The 540-nt window shown below is 34.6% G+C and carries 1 pseudogene; it reads right to left on the bottom strand.

What is annotated here, in order from left to right:
• Window positions 1–540, bottom strand: a pseudogene (locus tag AZI32_RS17615) (phosphoglucosamine mutase); the annotation flags it as partial.

The raw sequence follows: 540 nt of genomic DNA, 5'->3' as shown, positions 1-540 counted from the left end.
ATATGCAGCTCCATTCGCACAGTCTAACACAACTTTTAATCCATTAAAATCTATATTCACTATAGTTTTTAAATAATCAACGTAATCTCTTACAGCGTCATGTTCATGTATTTTTTTACCAACTTTATCTCCAGTTGGATGTACTTCCACTTTTTCTATATCATCTATATATGACTCTATTTCAAGTTCAATAGAATCATCAAGTTTATATCCATTTTCATTAAAGAATTTTATTCCATTATACTCCACTGGGTTGTGAGATGCTGATATAACTACTCCACAATCTGCATTGTAATGCTTCGTTAAGTATGCAACTCCTGGAGTCGGTATTACCCCAACAGTTATAATATCACATCCAACTGACATAAGTCCAGCTATAAGGGCTGATTCTAGCATATCTCCAGATACTCTTGTATCTTTACCAACTACAACCTTAACCTTATCTTTACCCTTAGTTAAAACATACCCTCCTGCTCTACCTAGTTTATATGCTAGCTCGCAGTTAAGCTCTGTATTAGCTATTCCTCTTACTCCGTCAGT

The organism is Clostridium sp. ATCC 25772, from assembly GCF_001573875.1.
Lineage (GTDB): Bacteria > Bacillota > Clostridia > Clostridiales > Clostridiaceae > Clostridium_J > Clostridium_J senegalense.
The sequence above is the reverse complement of the archived record's forward strand: the minus strand, read 5'-3'. Positions and strand labels throughout refer to the sequence as shown.